General features: G+C 60.3%; 17 protein-coding genes and 4 tRNA genes. All 21 read left to right on the forward strand.

Annotated elements, in window-relative coordinates:
* Complete coding sequence (gene frr / locus FY258_RS03585; RefSeq protein ID WP_118103185.1) at positions 1–534, forward strand: ribosome recycling factor; 534 nt, start codon at positions 1–3, stop codon at positions 532–534.
* 2 nt (positions 535–536) lie between these two features.
* On the forward strand, positions 537–1,322 hold the full coding sequence (uppS, locus tag FY258_RS03590) for an undecaprenyl pyrophosphate synthase (protein WP_118103187.1): 786 nt from the start codon (positions 537–539) through the stop codon (positions 1,320–1,322).
* Positions 1,323–1,349: 27 nt separating this feature from the next.
* Positions 1,350–2,210 (forward strand): phosphatidate cytidylyltransferase, encoded by an 861-nt coding sequence (locus FY258_RS03595; protein ID WP_259324429.1) that lies wholly within the window; start codon positions 1,350–1,352, stop codon positions 2,208–2,210.
* Complete coding sequence (dxr, locus tag FY258_RS03600; protein WP_118103189.1) at positions 2,210–3,385, forward strand: 1-deoxy-D-xylulose-5-phosphate reductoisomerase; 1,176 nt, start codon at positions 2,210–2,212, stop codon at positions 3,383–3,385. The genes FY258_RS03595 and dxr overlap by 1 nt, the downstream gene beginning before the upstream one ends.
* A gap of 14 nt (positions 3,386–3,399) precedes the next feature.
* Positions 3,400–4,842 (forward strand): M50 family metallopeptidase, encoded by a 1,443-nt coding sequence (locus FY258_RS03605; protein WP_259324430.1) that lies wholly within the window; start codon positions 3,400–3,402, stop codon positions 4,840–4,842.
* Between the two features lie 24 nt (positions 4,843–4,866).
* A complete protein-coding gene (gene ispG / locus FY258_RS03610; RefSeq protein WP_118103193.1) occupies positions 4,867–5,928 on the forward strand; it encodes a flavodoxin-dependent (E)-4-hydroxy-3-methylbut-2-enyl-diphosphate synthase in 1,062 nt (353 codons plus the stop codon).
* 200 nt (positions 5,929–6,128) lie between these two features.
* Positions 6,129–7,838 carry a proline--tRNA ligase gene (locus FY258_RS03615; protein WP_118103195.1) on the forward strand — a complete coding sequence of 570 codons (1,710 nt, stop codon included), beginning with the start codon at positions 6,129–6,131 and terminating at the stop codon, positions 7,836–7,838.
* Between the two features lie 161 nt (positions 7,839–7,999).
* Positions 8,000–8,075: transfer RNA gene (locus tag FY258_RS03620), tRNA-Ala, on the forward strand.
* A 23-nt stretch (positions 8,076–8,098) separates the two neighbouring features.
* Positions 8,099–8,174: transfer RNA gene (locus tag FY258_RS03625), tRNA-Ala, on the forward strand.
* A 67-nt stretch (positions 8,175–8,241) separates the two neighbouring features.
* Positions 8,242–8,317: transfer RNA gene (locus FY258_RS03630), tRNA-Ile, on the forward strand.
* A gap of 197 nt (positions 8,318–8,514) precedes the next feature.
* A tRNA-Val gene (locus FY258_RS03635) sits at positions 8,515–8,589 on the forward strand.
* A gap of 70 nt (positions 8,590–8,659) precedes the next feature.
* Entirely contained in the window at positions 8,660–10,672 is a 2,013-nt protein-coding gene (locus FY258_RS03640; RefSeq protein WP_118103197.1) for an ABC-F family ATP-binding cassette domain-containing protein, read from the forward strand.
* The gene (locus tag FY258_RS03645) at positions 10,659–10,955 is read left to right on the forward strand and encodes a hypothetical protein (RefSeq protein WP_118103199.1); all 297 of its coding nucleotides are present in this window, start codon (positions 10,659–10,661) and stop codon (positions 10,953–10,955) included. Before FY258_RS03640 ends, FY258_RS03645 begins: the two co-directional genes overlap by 14 nt.
* A gap of 10 nt (positions 10,956–10,965) precedes the next feature.
* On the forward strand, positions 10,966–11,670 hold the full coding sequence (locus tag FY258_RS03650) for a site-2 protease family protein (protein ID WP_118103201.1): 705 nt from the start codon (positions 10,966–10,968) through the stop codon (positions 11,668–11,670).
* 59 nt (positions 11,671–11,729) lie between these two features.
* Positions 11,730–12,533 (forward strand): segregation and condensation protein A, encoded by an 804-nt coding sequence (locus FY258_RS03655; RefSeq protein ID WP_118103203.1) that lies wholly within the window; start codon positions 11,730–11,732, stop codon positions 12,531–12,533.
* Positions 12,533–13,246 (forward strand): SMC-Scp complex subunit ScpB, encoded by a 714-nt coding sequence (gene scpB / locus FY258_RS03660; protein ID WP_118103205.1) that lies wholly within the window; start codon positions 12,533–12,535, stop codon positions 13,244–13,246. Before FY258_RS03655 ends, scpB begins: the two co-directional genes overlap by 1 nt.
* Complete coding sequence (locus FY258_RS03665) at positions 13,239–14,057, forward strand: pseudouridine synthase (protein ID WP_118103207.1); 819 nt, start codon at positions 13,239–13,241, stop codon at positions 14,055–14,057. The genes scpB and FY258_RS03665 overlap by 8 nt, the downstream gene beginning before the upstream one ends.
* A gap of 9 nt (positions 14,058–14,066) precedes the next feature.
* Positions 14,067–14,747 (forward strand): (d)CMP kinase, encoded by a 681-nt coding sequence (gene cmk / locus FY258_RS03670; RefSeq protein ID WP_118103209.1) that lies wholly within the window; start codon positions 14,067–14,069, stop codon positions 14,745–14,747.
* A gap of 1 nt (position 14,748) precedes the next feature.
* Entirely contained in the window at positions 14,749–15,483 is a 735-nt protein-coding gene (locus FY258_RS03675; RefSeq protein WP_118103211.1) for a lysophospholipid acyltransferase family protein, read from the forward strand.
* Positions 15,484–16,335 carry a 4-hydroxy-3-methylbut-2-enyl diphosphate reductase gene (gene ispH, locus FY258_RS03680; protein ID WP_118103213.1) on the forward strand — a complete coding sequence of 284 codons (852 nt, stop codon included), beginning with the start codon at positions 15,484–15,486 and terminating at the stop codon, positions 16,333–16,335.
* Positions 16,335–17,738, forward strand: coding sequence for a DUF512 domain-containing protein (locus FY258_RS03685; protein ID WP_118103215.1), 1,404 nt, complete (start codon positions 16,335–16,337; stop codon positions 17,736–17,738). The genes ispH and FY258_RS03685 overlap by 1 nt, the downstream gene beginning before the upstream one ends.
* Positions 17,739–17,754 lie beyond the last annotated feature (16 nt).

Here is a 17,754-nt window from a genome sequence, read left to right on the forward strand (position 1 = left end):
ATGTCCGACATCCGCGAGAACATGGACAAGGCCATCGATAGCCTGAAGCACAACTTTGCCAAGGTCCGCACCGGCCGCGCTAACGCCAACGTGCTGTCCGATATCACGGTCGACTACTACGGTGTGGCCACCCCGATCACCCAAGTCGCCGCTATCAAGGTCCCCGAGGCCCACATGCTCGTCATCGAGCCCTGGGACAAGGCCCTCGTCAACGCGATCGTCAAGGCGGTCACCGCCTCCGATCTCGGCATCACCCCGAACTCCGACGGCATTGTCGTTCGCCTGCCTTTCCCGGCCCCCACGGAGGAGCGCCGTCGCGAGCTCGTCAAGGAGTGCCGCGAGCTCGCTGAGCACGCCAAGATCGCCATTCGCAACATTCGTCGTGACGCTAATAACAAGCTCGAGCGCGATGAGGAGCTCACCGAGGACGACGTCCGTCGCGAGCAGGCGAAGGTCCAGAAGGCGACCGATGAATATGTCGCTCGCGTCGAGGAGCTTCTGAAGGCCAAAGAGGCCGAGGTCATGGAGATCTAGTCATGAACTATGACATCGAAAAGCTCAACGAGTTCTTCGCCGAGCATCCCGATGACATCTCGATCACAGATATCGATATGGCGCGTATTCCGCGCCATATCTCTTGCATCATGGACGGCAACGGCCGATGGGCGACCTCCCGTGGTCTCGGTAGGGGAGAGGGCCATAAGGCCGGTATCGTGGCGCTGCAAGACGTCATCACCGCTTGCGTTCGTATGGGCGTTGACGTTTTGTCCGCTTACGCCTTTTCCACGGAGAATTGGAATCGCCCTCGGGCCGAGGTCGATCTGCTCATGTACCTCTTCGCCAAGACGCTCGTCGATGAGCTGCCTTTGCTCAAACGCGAGAACGTACGCGTCGAGTTTCTCGGGGACATCTCTGCGCTCCCCAAGAAGACCCGCGACGTCTTTGAGTGCGGTCTTGCCGAGACGCGCGACCATACGGGCATGACGCTCGCCCTCGCCGTCAATTACGGCGGGCGGGCCGAGATCACCCGTGCCGTCAGGCATATCGCTGAGGCCGTTTCGGCAGGCGATATTGCCGTCGAACAGATCGACGACGCACTCGTTGCCGATCATCTCTATACGGCGGGTTTGCCTGATCCCGAGCTCGTCATCCGCACGTCGGGTGAGCTGCGCGTCTCGAACTACCTGTTGTGGCAGATCGCCTATTCCGAGTTTTATATCACCGATACGTATTGGCCCGATTTCGATCGATGGGGGCTTGTCCGCGCCATTGCCTCGTTCCAGGGCCGTGACCGCCGATTCGGCGGTCTTTCCCAGGCTTAAGGCCGGGGGAGTCTCAAGGAGTTCATCTTGGATTCTAAGGAAGCTACCTCTAAAGCTGCGGCGACCGAGAAATCCGGCGGTCGCCTTCATTCGTTTATGGTGCGAGCCGGGGCCGGCATCGTGTATGCGGCGCTTTTCATCGGGTCTTTGTTGTTCGGCGTCGTACCCACTGCCGTTTTTGCCTCGGTTATGTCGGTGCTTTGCTGCTATGAGTTTTATCGCATAATGCGATTGGACGGTAAGGTTCCCAATGAATTCGTGGGACTCGTCGCCTCGGTGCTTTTCCCGCTGTCCGTCCTGGTCGACCCCGTGTGGCTCACGGTCATCAATTTCCTGCTCGTGTTGCTCTTGGGCCTGTGGTATGTGAAGAACCCCCGCACGCGCATCGCCGATGTGGCGGTGACGGCTTTCGGCGCCATCTACACCGGCTACATGCTATCCGCCATCGTTTTGCTTCGTGAAGCCATTCCCGGCTTGGAGGGCGCTCTGCTGTCCATCGGCGTCTGTGCTTCCCTGTGGCTCTCAGATTCCTTTGCCTACATGGTCGGTAGTCGCTTTGGTAAGCACAAGATGGTTCCCAAAATCTCCCCCAAGAAAAGCTGGGAGGGTTTCTTCGGCGGACTTCTGGGTTCCGTCGTCGTATGGATCATTATCTGGTGGACGGGCCTGTATGAGATCAACCTCTGGTTCTCCATTCTCTGCGGCGTGGTGGTATCCATCATGGGCGTGTTCGGTGACCTGCTCGAGAGTCGTATCAAACGAGGTGTCGGCGTCAAGGATTCGGGCAATCTCATTCCCGGGCATGGCGGTATGCTCGATCGGTCCGACTCTTTGATCGTCGGAGTCATCACAGCCTATCTCATGCTTCACCTTGGGGGTGTCCTGTAATGGTCGTTGTCGACACTCCTTCGCGCACACGTGTTGCCATCCTCGGCTGTACGGGTTCTATCGGCACGCAGGCGCTCGATGTCTGCAAGCAGCACTCCGACAAGCTTGAGGTCGTCGCGCTGAGCGCGCATTCGCGCACCGAGAATCTGGTTCATTTTGCACACGAGTTTGCTGTGCGACATGTAGCGGTCACGTCTGAGGCGCATCGTGGCGACGCGGTCCTCTCGGAGCTACCCTCCGCGTGCGAACTGCATACCGGCTCTCGTTGTGCCGAGGAACTCGTCGAGCTCGAGGATGTAGACGTGGTCCTCGTCGCAATCGTGGGCGCCGCGGGCCTTTCTGTCAGTCATGCCGTTCTCAAGAGCGGCAAGCGACTGGCGCTTGCCAACAAGGAGTCCCTGGTCGTGGGTGGCGATTTGCTGATGCCCATGGTTCAGCCGGGTCAGATGCTTCCCGTTGATTCGGAGCACTGTGCCATTTTCCAATGTCTGCTCGGTGAGAATCCGCGTGAGGCACATTGCATCTGGCTTACGTGTTCCGGCGGTCCGTTCTACGGACGCAGTCTCGATGAGCTGGCCGATGTTACTCGTCATGATGCCTTGGCCCATCCCACGTGGAACATGGGCGCGAAGATCACCGTCGACTCCGCCACCCTCATGAACAAGGGTCTTGAGCGCATTGAGGCCATGCATCTGTTTGGCATGGATATCGATCGCATCAAGGTGCTCATCCAGCGTGAGTCTAAAATTCATTCCATGGTCGAATTCGAGGATGGCTCGGTCATGGCGCATCTCGGCGCCTCCGACATGCGCATTCCCATCCAGTATGCGTTTTCGTATCCCGAGCGCTGGTCCACTCCCGCACCGCGTGTCGATTTCCGCGAAATCGCGCAGCTTACGTTCGGTGCGCCGGATATGGAATCCTTCCGTTGCCTCAAGCTCGCCGAAATTGCCGCCAAGCAAGGGGGTACGCTTCCCTGCGTGCTTAACGCCGCTAACGAGATCGCCGTCGACGCGTTTTTGCATGACGCCTGCACGTTTACCGGCATCGCCGATATCGTGGAGGCGTGTATGGACGAGCACGACTGCCAGAAGGTCGTTTCCTTCGAGCAGCTGTCCGATGTCGACGCATGGGCTCGTGAGCAGGCGCGAGGTATCATCTCGTCCCGTTTCTGATGAGTTTGGATTATATGGACGCTCTATTCGGAATTCTCGGCCCCATCTTTTGGGGCCTTCTGCTTCTGTCGGTTCTCGTGTTCGTTCACGAGGGCGGACATTTTCTCGCCGCACGGGCGTGCGGCGTTCGCGTACTCGAGTTTTTCCTCGGTATGCCCTGCCGTTTCAACATCCACCACGTTTCCAAGCGCATCGGCACGAAGTTCGGTGTGACCCCGATTCTTCTCGGCGGGTACGCTGAGATTTGCGGTATGGATCCGACCGAGGTCCCCTGCGCTCCGCAGGTCCTCGCTTGTATCCATCGTCATGGTACGGTCGAGCTCGAGATGGTTGCCCAGGAGCTTGGTCTGTCGTTGGATGACGTCCAGGATGCCTGCTCGCTGCTCTATGGCTGGGGCTCCATCATCCCCGTTGAGGTTGAGGTCGAGGATGTCGCGAAATCCCACGCCGGCGACTTTCCGCGGGCGTTTGCCGCGGTCTCTCGCGATCGGTCCGGTAATACGGTTTATGACGGTCGCGCGTTCGATCGCGAGCATGCCACTGGAGAGGGCGACCCCTGGATCCCTCCCATGACCGATGCCGAATTCTTCGAGCTTGAGCGTTCGCATACGTATATTGGCAAGGGATTTTGGAAGCGCGCCTTCATGCTGATCGCGGGTATCGCCGTCAACATCCTGACCGGTTTTCTGCTCGTGGTCGCGGTCTATTCCGCGCTCGGTGTTTCAACGCCCATGGATCTCAACGTCCTGGGTGATATCGTCGTTGATTCTCCCGCTCAGGAAGCCGGCCTTCAGAAGGGCGACCGCGTGCTTGCCGTCAACGGGGAGCAGGTCACCTCTTGGATTGAAATGACTGATGCTTTGAACGCCACTGGGAAGAAGGATCCTGTCGAGCTTAAGTTGTGGCGTCCCAACGACCAGCGCGATGCGTTCGAGCATCTTCCCTTTGACGCGAATTCGGGTACCGATGCCTGGGCTCGCGAGAACGGCTCGTTCATGAATGTCGAGGTGCCGTTCGACCCCGACGGGATGTTGGGTATCAACGCACCTGTACAGGTGATTCGCCTCAATCCATTGCAGTCTTGCCAGATCGCCATCGACAACATCGTCACTACGGCGCAGTCTGTCGCCAGCCTTCTGAATCCGCGTCACACGATGGAGGTGCTCGACAACTCAACGTCCGTCGTCGGCATTTCCGTGATGTCGGCTCAGGCGGCTGCGGCCGGTCCTGCCACGTTCCTCAACTTGGCGGCGCTTATCTCGTTCTCTCTTGGCTTCATGAACCTGCTGCCCGTCCCGCCTCTCGACGGAGGCAAACTGTTGATCGAGGCGATCCAGGCCGTTACGCGTCGAAAAGTTCCGGTCAAGGTTCAGACGGTTATTTCCATGATCGGTATTGGACTGTTTGGCTTGCTGTTCGTCTATATGTTGGGCTCGGATATTCTCCGCTTCTTTTAGCGGTGGCAATGAAAGGGGAGCGTCATGCAAGGTCTCGCTCGTGAGCGCACGCGTCGTGTGATGGTAGGTTCCGTGCCCTTAGGTGGCGGGTCTCCGGTCGTGGTGCAATCCATGACCTGCACCCCCACTGTCGATGCCGATGCAACGCTTGCCCAGGTCAATGCATTGGTTGACGCCGGATGCGATCTTGTTCGGGTCACCGTGCCCTCACGGGAGGCGCTGGGGCCCTTCGAGCGCATTTGTCATGAGTCGCCCGTGCCGATCGTGGCTGACATCCATTTCGATTACCGCCTCGCGATCGGAGCTGTTCGGGCCGGCGCGGCCAAGTTGCGCATCAACCCTGGCAACATCGGTGACTGGGAGCGCGTCGACGCCGTGATCGATGCGGCTGGTGAGGCGGGTGCGGCCATTCGCATCGGCGTCAATGCCGGTTCGCTCGACAAGCGCATCGCTGAGCGTGACGGCCTGACGCAGCCGGAGAAGCTCGTCGCCTCGTCGCTCGAGTTTGTAGAGCATTTCGAGAAGCGTGGATTCGACGACATCGTGCTTTCTGCTAAGGCGCATAGCGTGCCCACCACGATCGAGACGTATCGCGCGCTTTCACGCGAGCTGCCCCATGTCCCGCTGCATCTCGGCGTGACTGAGGCGGGCACCGTGCAGCAAGGTACGATCAAGAGCGCCGTGGGTCTCGGTGTGCTACTCGCCGAGGGCATCGGTGACACGATGCGCGTGAGCCTCACGGCCGATCCCGTCGAGGAACCCCCGGTGTGCTGGGGGATCCTGCAATCGCTTGGTCTGCGCCGCCGCGGTCCGGAGCTCGTGAGCTGCCCCACGTGCGGCCGTACTCAGGTGGATCTCATCGGCCTGGCGGAAGAGGTAGGGGAGCGGTTGAAGGGTTGCTCCAAGCCTATTTCCGTCGCCGTCATGGGTTGCGTGGTCAACGGACCCGGAGAGGCGAGCGATGCCGACGTGGGCGTTGCCTGTGGGCGCGGTGTCGGCATGGTGTTTCGCCATGGCGAGGTTATCCGCAAGGTGCCCGAGGACCAGATCGTGGATGCGCTCATGGAGGAAATCGACAGGCTTTGATCAATCCCACCGCTCTGGTCCAGACATAATTCCTTCAGGCGTGGTTCGCCTTCGGCATCACAAAAACGCCTTGCGGAAATATGTCTGGACCGGAGCTGTGATTACTCTACAGCCAGACAAGATTTCGGCGCATTAGCTGGTATTATCGAAGCGTTTGACGCAATTGATATAAGGAGGTCGCTGTGTCTAAGACCCGAGCGATGAAGATGTCCAATTTGTATGCCCCCACGCTCAAGGAGGACCCCGCGGAGGCCGAGCTCGCCAGCCACCGCCTCATGCTGCGTGCGGGTATGATCCGCAAGCAGGCTGCGGGTCTTTACAGCTACCTGCCCCTCGCGTGGCGTTCTTTGCGCAAGATCGAGGATATCGTCCGCGATGAGATGGACGCCGCCGGCGGCCAGGAGCTGCTCATGCCCATCATGGTCGATGCCCAGGTGTGGCGCGAGTCCGGTCGCTACAACGTGTACGGCCCCGAGCTTATGCGTATCTCCGACCGTCATGAGCGCGAGTTCGTTCTCGGCCCCACCCATGAGGAGACCGTCACCGACCTCATCAAGAACGAGCTCAAGAGCTACAAGCAGCTTCCCGTGAACCTGTACCAAATTCAGGACAAGTTCCGCGACGAGATGCGCCCCCGCTTTGGCCTCATGCGCGGCCGCGAGTTCATCATGAAGGACGGCTATTCCTTCAACGCCACGCAGGAGTCCCTGCAGGAAACCTACGACGATATGAAGCAGGCTTATGCGAACATCTGCGAGCGCTGCGGTCTCAAGGCGCTGCCCGTCGTGGCCGATTCCGGTCAGATCGGTGGCGACACCTCCGTCGAGTTCATGGCTCTCGCCGACGCTGGTGAGGCCGCGCTCGTGTACTGCGACGCTTGCGGTTACGCTGCGGACGACGAGGCCGCTTCCACCCAGGTCGCCGTTACCGAGGGTCCCGGCGACGGCACCCTGCAGAAGGTTCACACCCCCGGACTCACGACCATCAAGGAGGTCGCGGAGTTCTTCGAGTTCCCCGAGAACGGCACGCGCAAGGCGCTCGCCCTCATCGACGTGGAGGGCAACCCGGTCGTTGCCATCGTGCCCGGCGATCACGAGCTCAACGACTGCAAGGCCGAGCATCTCTTTGGCGAGGGCTTCCACCTTATGACTGATGAGGAGCTTGAGCAGTACGGCCTTTGCAAAGGCTTTATCGGGCCGGTCAACCTGCCCGAGGGCATTCGCCTTGTCTGCGATGTCACCCTGCGCGATTCCAAACAGTGGGCCTGCGGTGCCAACGAGGTCGATTACCACTTTACCGGCGCCTGCCCCGGTCGCGATTTCGAACCCGATGCCTGGGAGGACCTCATCACGGTCGTTGCCGGCGACCCGTGCCCGCATTGCGGCGCCCCGCTCGCCGGTGCCCGCGGTATCGAGGTGTCCCAGGTCTTCCAGCTCGGCCCCAAGTACTCCGAGGCAATGGGGGCGACCTTCGCCGATGAGAACGGCGAGGAGAAGCCTTTCCTGATGGGTTGCTACGGTGTAGGTGTTTCGCGTACTCTCGCCGCTTCCGTCGAGCAGCATCACGACGAGAACGGCATCATCTGGCCTGTGTCGATTGCCCCGTACGAGGTTTCCATCATGCCGCTCGATCCGACGATCCCGGAGTGCGCCGAGGTTTGTGACCGCCTGACTGCGGAGCTGTGCGAGGCGGGCATCGAGGTCATCGTCGATGATCGTGACATCCGTCCTGGCGTGAAGTTCGCTGACAACGACCTTATGGGCTTCCCGTACCAGATCGTGCTGGGCAAGCGCGGTCTCAAGAACGGCACGGTCGAGCTTAAGGATCGCGCTACGGGCGAGCGTGAGGACGTTGCGATCGATGAGGTTGCCTCCAAGGTCGCCGATCTTGTGATCTCGCAGCGCCGTTAGAGTCTGTTCTTCGTGGGCGCACGTGCACAAAGCATCGTGCGCCCATGTTTTTGTGCAGTGTCTACCTGGGAATACCTCCAATCTCAGACTTCTTTTCAAAAAAGTCTGAAAAAATGCTTGCACAGCCTTTGAGGTTCCCGTATAGTACTTCTTCGTTGCAAGGGGGCGTAGCTCAGCTGGGAGAGCGCTTGACTGGCAGTCAAGAGGTCAGGGGTTCGATCCCCCTCGTCTCCACCACTTGCTTCTTTCTTTCTCTTCATGGGGGCGTAGCTCAGCTGGGAGAGCGCTTGACTGGCAGTCAAGAGGTCAGGGGTTCGATCCCCCTCGTCTCCACCATGAGATTTAAGGCCTCCGGGAAACCGGAGGCCTTTTATATTTTCGCATGTGATGCAACATTCTTAACGGGCTCTTGGCGCAACGGTTAGCGCAGGGGACTCATAATCCCTGGGTTCTGGGTTCGAATCCCGGAGGGCCCACCATTGAAACAGTAGGTCAGACCGCGTGTCTGGCCTTTTCCTTTTTCGCTCGCAATATGCAACACAGAGCACGGTAATCCGGCTGAATGAGTCGGAAACGTTCGCCAGAGGCGAGAGTTGCCTCACTCGGATCGCGATTTTAAAAATTGTATTGCACTGTCATCCAAATTCGTGTTAGTATATTTCTCGCTGAAAAGCACGGGCGATTGGCTCAGGGGTAGAGCATATCCTTCACACGGATGGGGTCACAAGTTCGAATCTTGTATCGCCCACCATCACACATTAAAGGCTCCAGGTAACTGGAGCCTTTTTGCTATAGAGACTCAGCGACCTTGTGAGGGTGACATGATTCTCCTTGTCGACAAAATCGAGAAGTCCTTCGGCGCCCGGACTCTGTTCACGGGTGCCACGCTCCAGGTGAATGCCGGCGAGCGGTACGCCCTTGTCGGTCCTAACGGTGCCGGCAAGACGACGCTGCTTAAGATTATCATGGGCATCGACAGCGCCGATGCCGGGTCCGTTACGTTTGCCAAGGATGCCAATGTCGGCTATCTCGAGCAGGAGACCAAACTTGCCGGTGATACCTCCATCATCCAGGAGGTTATGGACGCTGCGATCGAAATCAAGACGATGGGGGAGCGCTCCGAGGAACTTCAGCTCAAGATTGCCGAGGCTGGAGAGTCCGGCGAGGTTCCCCAGGCCATGCTTGACGAGTATGGTCATGTGCAGGACCGCTTCGAGCGCTTGGGCGGCTACGAACTCGAGAGCAACGCGCGTCAGATTCTTGCCGGCCTGGGTTTTAAGCCCTCGGATTTCGATCAACCGTGTTCCGAGTTCTCCGGTGGCTGGCAGATGCGTATCGCGCTGGCCAAGCTGTTCCTCCGCCATCCTGACGTCCTGTTGCTCGACGAGCCCACCAACCACCTCGACCTTGAAAGTGTCCAGTGGCTGCGCGGGTTCATTTCCGCCTACGACGGCGCCGTGCTGATCGTCAGCCACGACCGTGCCTTTATGGACGCATGCGTGGATCACGTAGCGGCCCTCGAGAACCGTCGCATCACCACCTACACGGGCAATTACAGCTCCTATCTCAAGCAGCGCGAGGACAACCTCGAGCAGATGCGCGCCAAGCGCGCCGCCCAGGAGCGCGAGATTGCCCATATGCAGGTGTTCGTCGATAAGTTCCGTTACAAGCCGACCAAGGCCGCCCAAGCCCAGGAGCGCATGCGCCGCATTGAGCAGATCAAGAGCGAACTCGTGATCTTGCCTGAGGGCCACAAGCACGTCAATTTCAAGTTCCCCGACCCTCCGCGCTCGGGCGATATGGTCATCAAACTTGAGGATTTTGCCAAGCGCTTCGGCAGTAAGACCCTTTACGAGCACGCCGATCTGACGCTGTATCGCGGTGACCGCGTCGCGCTCGTCGGACCCAATGGCGCCGGAAAGTCCACGCTCCTCAAGATGCTCATTGGCCAGGAGGCGCCGACTGAGGGAACTCGCTCGCTCGGCACCAACGTCGGCGTGGCGTACTACGCTCAGCATCAGCTCGAGGGGCTTAAAGAGGGCAATACCGTCCTGCAGGAGATCGACTCCGTTGCCCCTACCTGGACTGTCCCGCAGCAGCGCAGCCTGCTCGGTGCCTTCCTCTTCGCCGGTGAGGATGTCGACAAACGCGTGGGGGTTCTTTCCGGCGGTGAGCGCGCCCGTCTCGCGCTGGCCAAGATGCTCGTCGCCCCCGAGGCGCTGCTCTGCCTCGACGAGCCCACCAACCATCTCGATATCGATTCCGTCGACATGCTTGAGAACGCCCTCAAGAGCTTCCCGGGCACCATCGTCCTCATCTCCCACGACGAGCACCTGGTGCGCGCTGTGGCGAACCGCGTGGTTGATATCCGTGACGGAAAGATGACCGTTTACGACGGCGATTACGACTATTACCTGTTCAAGCGCGAGGACCTGGCTGCTCGTGCCGCGGCTGAGGCCGCTGAGCCTGCAAATGCGCCCAGGCAACAGGTCCAGCAACGTGCCGACGAGCCTCAGGCTTCGGCGCCTCGCGAGGGCAAGAAGACCAAGGAGCAGAAACGTGCCGAGGCCGCCGCTCGCGCTGAGCTTAATCGCCGCCTTAAGGGCACGAAGGACCGCCTCAAGAAGGTCGAAGCCGAGCTTGATGTGAAGCGAGCCCGCTACGACGAGCTCATGGCTCTCATGGCCAGTGAGGAATTGTATGCCGACCAGGATAAGTTCAATGCCGCGCTCGTGGAGTACAACGGGCTCAAGCAGGAGCTTCCGGCTCTCGAGGACGAGTGGCTCGAGCTATCCACCACGATCGAGGAAGAGACTGCCCGTGGACTCGCGTAGAGCGCTTGCCGTCGCCCTGTCGCTTCTGGGTTTCGCTTTCAGATTGTTCGCGCTCGTCCTCTGTGCGCTCACGGTCATTCTGTGCTTCAACGGATTCGCGACGATGCTCGGCATCGTGAATTTCGTCGTCGACCTCACTCGGGCGCTTCCGGATATCATCGCGGGCTACGGTTTGATTCCCACGCCCTTTGGCGGTGTGTTCCGCTTCGACTTTGCAGTCGTGGCGGCGGTGTGCTTTTTTGTGGATTACCTGCTCGGCCGTATTTCTCAAACCATCCGCTAGGAGGCGTAGGGTGAATTTCGACTACCTGTTCGGCTTGCTCGCAAGCGCAGCGGCCGTGATCATCGGCATTGTGGTGCATGAGAGCGCCCACGCGCTCTCCGCCTACCTTTTGGGCGATCGCACGGCTCGATCGCAGGGCCGCATCTCGCTCAATCCGCTTCGCCACATCGATCCCTTCGGCACCATATTGCTGCCCCTGATCATGATCTTGGCCGGCGGCCCCGTCTTTGCATTTGCCAAGCCCGTACCCATCTATCTTGGCAATCTCAAGCATCCCAAGCGCGACGAGGTGATCGTCTCTCTGGCGGGTCCTTTGAGCAATATCGCCCTTGCCGTCCTGGGCGCGCTTCTTTTGCGTGGCCTGGCCAACGACCCCGCGCTGTTCGCAGGCGGTCTGGCGCAGTACGGCCTGGCTGCGCAGGTCGCTCCGCACTTGGTTCGCTTCTCGTTGACGCTCATGAGCGTCAACCTCTCGCTCGCGTTCTTCAACTTGATCCCGCTGCCGCCGCTCGACGGTTCTTCGCTGCTTGTCCCGTTTCTCAAGGGCCGCACCCTGCAGACGTATTATGAGATCCAGCGCTATTCCATGCCCATTCTGATCGTCGTTCTGTACGTGTTGCCGAGCTTGCTACGCATCGATCTGATCGGCCTGTATTTCAGCATCACGGTCGACCCCTTGTATCTCAACCTCGTCAGCTTTGCTTTGGGGTTTTAATGCCCGTCGGTGCGCTAAACTCAGTGCGTATACGTTTTTCAGAGTGAGAGGGGGATCGCATGTCGTACCGCGTGTCAACGCAGGTCTATTCCGGACCATTTGACCTTCTGCTTCAGCTTGTGAGTAGGCAAAAAGTCGACATTGGCTCGATCTCCATCTCCGAGGTTGCCGAGCAGTACCTCGCCGAGGTCGAGCGTCTCGAGGCGCTTGACCTCGATGTCGCGAGCGATTTTCTGCTCGTCGCCGCGACTTTGCTCGATATAAAGGCTGCGTCGCTCGTCCCCGAAGATTCGTCTAGCGTCGCCGAAGACGATGATCTGGACGACGAATTCTCGGGATTGGATGCCGATTCCTTGCGCGAGGTCCTCATCCAGCGCCTCATAGCCTACAAGCAGTTCAAGGGTGCGGCTGCCGCGTTGGGGGCCCGTATGGAGGCCGAGAGCCGCATGCATCCGCGCGTTGCCGGCCCCGACCCCGAGTTCTTGAACTTGATGCCCGATTACCTTGCGGGTATCACGCTGCGCGGCCTTGCCGTCATCTGCGCGGATTTGGATGGCAAGCGCGAGACGTTCCTGCTTGAGGCGGAGCATGTCGCCCCCAGTCGCGTGCCCATCGAACTCACGGTTGCCTCTGTCGACCGCGTCACGATCTCGCGGCCCCATCTCACGTTCCGCGATCTTCTGGATGGGGATGCGACCACTGAGCAGATCGTCGCCACGTTTCTCGCCATTCTCGAATTGTCAAAGCGCGGCTCCGTCACGCTCGAGCAAGACGAGAACTTCGGCACCATCCGCATCGACCGAGTCGTGGGCGCACCCGAGTACCGCCCCGAGGACGGTTCGCTTTTTGACGAGGAGGACTAATGGAGCATCTGAGCGAGCTTGAAGCCGGCTCCATCAAAGGCGCCCTTGAGGCGCTGCTGCTGGTTTCGAGCGATCCTGTGAGCGCGAGTCAGCTCTCGGGCGTTCTCGGTTCGACCCCCGGTGAGATCGCCTCCCTTTTGGCTGATCTCAAGGTCGAGTACGAGGAGGCCAATCGCGGTTTTCAGCTGCGCGAGGTCGCAGGGGGTTGGCGCCTATTCACGCATCCCGCGTTTCATGACCAGGTCGAGTCCTTTGTCCTGTCATGGGACACTCAGCGCCTATCGCAGGCCGCCCTCGAGACGCTCGCTGTCATCGCCTATCATCAGCCGGTCACACGCGAAATGGTCAAGGGCATCCGCGGCGTAAACTCCGATGGCGTCATCTCCTCTTTGGTGGATAAGGGCCTCATTCGCGAGATGGGCCGGGACCCCCAGCGCGGCCAGGCCATTCTCTACGGTACCACCAACGCGTTCCTCGAGAAGTTCGGCTTGCGCTCCACGCGCGATCTTCCCGATCTCGAGCAGTTCGCCCCTGATGAACAGGCTCGCCAGTTCATTCGCGAGCGTCTTTCCGGCCGCTCCATCCAGTCGACCCTCGATGCGGTGGACGAGGATTTGGAAGAGGAGCGCGAGCTCATCTCCACGGATGAAGGCAACGCCGACGTCGGCGCCACGTTCGATGGTGATTCGTTCGACAAGGATCGCGATGCGTAGCGCCAGTGAGGGCTTGCCGCTCGTCCATGAGGGCGACTCGATGCTGGTTCCCATGCGCTTGCAGCGTTTTCTCGCGCGCGCGGGTGTTGCGAGCCGGCGCGGGTCTGAAGGGCTCATGACTGCCGGGCGCGTTTGCGTCAACGGCGAGGTCAAAACCGAGCTCGGTACGAAGGTCGACCCGCGATGCGATGAGGTCACGGTTGACGGCGTTCCCGTCGTGCTCGGCTCCGGTCCCGCTTACATCATGCTCAACAAGCCCGCTGGGTTCCTCACCACGATGAGTGACCCGCATGGGCGCCCCACCGTCGCTGAACTCGTGCCCAGCAAAAAGTTTCCCGGGCTCTTTCCGGTCGGCCGCTTAGACATGGACACGACCGGCCTGCTCTTGTTTACCACCGATGGTGATTTGGGCCAGCGCCTGCTTCATCCGTCTCACCATGTGTGGAAGACGTATCGCGCCATCGTCGACGGCCGCTGCTTGGATAAAGACCTGGAGCCCTTGCGGCGGGGTCTCACCCTCGACGACGGCCCGTGCCAGCCTGCACGGTGCCGAGTGCTCGAGCCGGCAGATGCTCGTATCCCCGGCTTCGACCGGCTCGATCCGGGGACGACGGCTGTCGAGGTCATCATCCGAGAAGGTCGAAAGAACCAGGTCAAGCGCATGCTCTCCAAGATCGGTCATCCCGTCATCGCCCTGCATCGCTGCCGGTTCGGCGAATTGCGACTCGGCGACTTGGCTGAAGGCTCTTGGAGGGAACTCACCGACGAAGAGGTCGCGTCACTCAAATCCGCGCCGCGGCTAGATCTATAGGAGGATTACATGATCATCGCCATTGACGGGCCCGCCGGTTCCGGCAAGTCCACCATCGCCCGTGAGGTAGCCACGCGATTCGGCTTTTCCAAGCTCGATACCGGCGCTATGTATCGCTCTGTCGCGCTGAGTGCGCTGCAGCGCGGCATTTCGCTAGAGGATGCTTCGGCGACCGCTCAGCTTGCGCGCGACATCCGCATCACGTTTGGCACCGAGAATCACGGCAACGTCTCCGTCTTCGTGGACGGGATCGACGTCTCCGATGCGATCCGCACCCCCGAGGTTGATCGCAACGTCTCCGCTGCGGCTGCGAATCCGGGTGTTCGCGCCGCCATGCTCGACCCGCAGCGCCGTTTCGCCGAGGGTCACGATGTTGTTGCCGAGGGCCGCGATATCGGCACCGTCGTCTTTCCTGAGGCGGAGCTCAAGGTGTTTTTGACCGCCGATCCGCGTGAACGCGCCCGTCGCCGTGTCATGCAGCGCCATGAAGGCTCCGAGGTCGACGCATCCGTGATCGAGGCCGAGATTGAGCAGACGCTCGCCGATATCGAGCGTCGTGACGCGCTTGATTCCAAGCGTGAAACTGCTCCGCTCACCTGTGCCGACGATGCCGTGCGGATTGACTCGACGAGCCACACCATCGATGAGATCGTCTCCATGATCGAGCACCTCATCGCTGAGAGGAGGTAGCATGGCCGAGGAGATCTCGACTCCGCGTGATGCGGCTTCGCATTACAACTGTCCCATGTCCGCGTTCCCGCTGCATGAGCGCGTGATCTATGCCATCGTCATGGCTGTTCTCTGGGCATTTTCCAAAGTCATGTGGCGTTGGCGCCTCGAGGACGCCGAGAAGGTGCACGCCCGCTGCGCCGACGGTGTCGTCATCATCTGCAATCACACTTCGATGGCCGAGGTTCTGCCCATCGTCACGAGTGAGTGGGCGGCCGGTCGCCGCGTCCGTCCGATTTTCAAGTCGGAATTCAACAAGACCGGCATCGTCCGCTGGGCTTTCGCCCTCGCGGGCGGCATCCCCGTCGATCGCGGCGAGGCTGATATGGCGGCCCTGCGCGCAGCCCAGCATGCCTTGCAGCGCGGCGAGGACGTGCTGATTTTCCCTGAGGGTACTCGTATTCGCACCGATGACCAGCCGGTCGAGGTTCACGGAGGCTTTGCGCTTATAGCGCAGATGGGAAAGGCGCCCGTTTCCCCGATGGCCGTTTGCGGTTTTCGCGATATCACACCTGCCGGGAAAAAACTCATGCGCCCCAAGAAGTGCTGGATGCGAGCGGGCGATTCCGTCCTTCTCGGAGATGCTCCCGAGGGTATGAAACGTCGCGAACGCACGCAGTGGGTTGAGGATGAGTCCATTCGACGTATGTACGCGATTCGCGACGCGCTGCGCGCTGAGCATCCTGGGAGGTTCTAGATGTCTCACATCGAGATCGAGGTCGCTCGCTACGCCGGGGTGTGCTATGGCGTCGAGCGCGCGCTTGGCATGGCCGAAAAGGCCGCTGTCGAGGCCCGCAAGCCCGTCAATACGCTCGGCCCCCTCATTCACAATCCGCTGGTCGTCAACGATCTCGAAAGCATCGGCGTGGGCACTGCCTCGAGCGTTTCCGAGGTCGAGGAGGGCACGCTTATCATTCGCGCCCACGGCGTCGTGCCGAGTGTCGTCGAGGATGCCCGCACTCGCGGCCTCGATGTCTTGGATGCAACGTGCCCCTATGTCAAGAAGGTCCATAACGCCGCCGAGCGCCTCGTGCGCGAGGGGTATCAGCTCATCGTGGTAGGGGAGAGTGGTCACCCCGAGGTCGAGGGCATCATGGGACACGCAGGGGATGACGCTCACGTGGTCTCCGTTCCCGGGGATCTCGACGCCATCGATCTTTCGCGTAAGGTCGGCGTGGTCGTGCAGACTACCCAGACGCCCGGAGCGCTGGCCGATGTTGTTGCCGAACTTTCCAAGCGGACCATGGATTTGCGCGTCATCAACACCATCTGCTCCGCGACTCAGGAACGTCAGGATAGCGCGGCTGAACTTGCCCATCGCGTCGACGCGATGATCGTCGTCGGCGGCAAGAACTCCGGCAACACACGTCGTCTTGCCGAGATTTGCACGGCGGCCTGCCCCAAAACGCATCACATCGAGGACGCCTCCGAGATTGAGCCGGCATGGTTTGACGGTGTCTCTCATATCGGCGTGACCGCAGGTGCTTCGACGCCCGCCTCGCATATCGAGCGCGCTCTTGTCCGCATGCGGAGCCTTCTGGAGTCCTGATGGCCGAACGAGATTCGAACATGCCCTCGGTGCCCACGTATGCGGGCACCGTTGCGCCATATGCTCTATCTAAGGATCCCTCCTCAGACGGCGCCACCGTTTTGTCGGTGACCCCCGATTCGCCTGCATATGACATAGGGCTCGAGCCCGGTATGCGCGTTCTCACGGTGAATGGCAAGCCGCTCACCGATATGATTGTGTGGCTGTGGGAGACCGAGGACGTCGAGGCCGAGATCGAGGTATTCGACCCGCGTGACAACACGGTCGCATCTGCTGTGATCGAGCGTTTCCCGGGCGAGGAATGGGGCGTCGATTTCGACGGCGTCGTGTTCGACGGGATGCGCACCTGCGTGAACGCCTGCATCTTCTGCTTCATGAACATGCTCCCCAAGGAGAGCCGATCCACGCTCACCATTCGGGACGACGATTATCGCCTGAGCTTTTTGCAGGGCAATTTCGTGACCCTTACGAATATGAAGGACCCTGAGGTCGAAGACGCCATCGACAAGATGCTCTCACCCATGAACGTGTCGCTTCATGCCATCACGCCTGAGTGCCGACGCAAGCTCATCGGGCGCAACGCGCCGCGCGGCATCGAGGTGCTCGAGCGCTTCCTCGAGGCCGGTATCGAGATCCATGCGCAGATCGTGCTTTGCCCCGGGATCAATGACGGGGATGAACTGCTCGCAACTCTCGAGTACGTCGAGGCCCATCCCGGCATCACGAGCCTCGCCATCGTCCCGCTTGGCTTTACCAAGCATCAAAAGCGCTTCACCACCTCGTACTCCGATGATGTCGAGGCGTCGCGGGCCGTAGTCAAGATGCTCGAGCCGTTCCAGCAGCGGGCCCGTGAGGAGCGCGGTTGCACGGTGTTCCAGCTCGCGGACGAGTTTTACATCGACGCCCATCTGCCGGTTCCTCCCGCAGAGACCTATGATGGCTTTCCGCAGTTTTACGACGGCATCGGCATGCTTCGCAGCTTCCTGGACGAAGTCGAGTCCGTGAGGGCTGCCAGGAGTTCGGAGGTCGCTCGCGTTTCCGAGCGGCTTGGCGAATCGAGTCGTCGGGTCCTCATCATTTCCGGAGAGGCGGCGCAGGGCACCTTCGGTGCGTTTTGCAGCATGTTCGATGCGGACGTTATCGACGTCTTCACTATCAAGAACAAGTACTTCGGCGGTAACGTGAACGTCACGGGCCTCATCTGCGCTTGCGATCTACTCGGCCAGCTGCCAGCTGATTTGACGGGCATCGAGCTGCTCATTCCGGATGTGATGTTCAACTACGACGGTCTTACCCTCGACGGCCTCGCCCGTGATGAGGTCACAGCCGAACTCGAGCAGCGCGGTGCGATCGTGCATTACGCCACTCCCGCACCGAACTATCTACTCGACGCGTTGGCCTAACTGCTTGGTGTCCGAG

It is taken from the genome of Collinsella intestinalis (genome assembly GCF_902364775.2).
Lineage (GTDB): Bacteria > Actinomycetota > Coriobacteriia > Coriobacteriales > Coriobacteriaceae > Collinsella.

Coding starts and splice junctions, on each gene's coding strand:
- frr (WP_118103185.1), top strand. CDS start 1: ATGTCCGACATCCGCGAGAACATGGACAAGGCCATCGATAGCCTGAAG.
- uppS (WP_118103187.1), top strand. CDS start 537: ATGAACTATGACATCGAAAAGCTCAACGAGTTCTTCGCCGAGCATCCC.
- dxr (WP_118103189.1), top strand. CDS start 2,210: ATGGTCGTTGTCGACACTCCTTCGCGCACACGTGTTGCCATCCTCGGC.
- FY258_RS03605 (WP_259324430.1), top strand. CDS start 3,400: ATGGACGCTCTATTCGGAATTCTCGGCCCCATCTTTTGGGGCCTTCTG.
- ispG (WP_118103193.1), top strand. CDS start 4,867: ATGCAAGGTCTCGCTCGTGAGCGCACGCGTCGTGTGATGGTAGGTTCC.
- FY258_RS03615 (WP_118103195.1), top strand. CDS start 6,129: ATGAAGATGTCCAATTTGTATGCCCCCACGCTCAAGGAGGACCCCGCG.
- FY258_RS03640 (WP_118103197.1), top strand. CDS start 8,660: ATGATTCTCCTTGTCGACAAAATCGAGAAGTCCTTCGGCGCCCGGACT.
- FY258_RS03655 (WP_118103203.1), top strand. CDS start 11,730: ATGTCGTACCGCGTGTCAACGCAGGTCTATTCCGGACCATTTGACCTT.
- scpB (WP_118103205.1), top strand. CDS start 12,533: ATGGAGCATCTGAGCGAGCTTGAAGCCGGCTCCATCAAAGGCGCCCTT.
- FY258_RS03665 (WP_118103207.1), top strand. CDS start 13,239: ATGCGTAGCGCCAGTGAGGGCTTGCCGCTCGTCCATGAGGGCGACTCG.
- cmk (WP_118103209.1), top strand. CDS start 14,067: ATGATCATCGCCATTGACGGGCCCGCCGGTTCCGGCAAGTCCACCATC.
- FY258_RS03675 (WP_118103211.1), top strand. CDS start 14,749: ATGGCCGAGGAGATCTCGACTCCGCGTGATGCGGCTTCGCATTACAAC.
- ispH (WP_118103213.1), top strand. CDS start 15,484: ATGTCTCACATCGAGATCGAGGTCGCTCGCTACGCCGGGGTGTGCTAT.
- FY258_RS03685 (WP_118103215.1), top strand. CDS start 16,335: ATGGCCGAACGAGATTCGAACATGCCCTCGGTGCCCACGTATGCGGGC.